Source organism: Prevotella sp. AM42-24 (assembly GCF_003461825.1).
Taxonomy (GTDB): domain Bacteria; phylum Bacteroidota; class Bacteroidia; order Bacteroidales; family Bacteroidaceae; genus Prevotella; species Prevotella hominis.
In genome coordinates this window covers 1-319 of record NZ_QTXV01000172.1, presented here as the reverse complement: position 1 = coordinate 319, position 319 = coordinate 1, and the positions used below count along the sequence as shown (strand labels likewise).

Genomic DNA, 319 nt, shown 5'->3' with positions numbered 1-319 from the left:
AAAAGAAAAGTTGAAAGCCTTGTTCATAATGCGAGAACGAAGTCCTTCCCGGTTGCAGCGATGAACTTGTCCATGTCCTCAAACAGCTTCTTTTGGGTCACTCTCGCATACCGCTGCGTCATCTTCACATCCTTGTGACCGAGCATCTTGCAGATGGTCTCCATCGGCACACCAGCCTCCAGCGTAATGAGGCTGGCGAACGAGTGTCGTCCCGAATGGTAGGAATAGGTCTTGCTCGTTTCCGCCAACTTGCAGATGGTGATGAGATCGATACGAACACGATTCGTGCTCAGCAATGGGAAAAGGGTATCTCTTGCCC

1 protein-coding gene is annotated in these 319 nt (G+C 50.8%); it reads right to left on the bottom strand.

Annotated elements, in window-relative coordinates; translation table 11 throughout:
- Nucleotides 1-23 precede the first annotated feature (23 nt).
- On the bottom strand, nt 24-319 hold a 296-nt coding region (locus tag DW917_RS16980), incomplete at its 5' end, for a tyrosine-type recombinase/integrase (protein ID WP_147344260.1).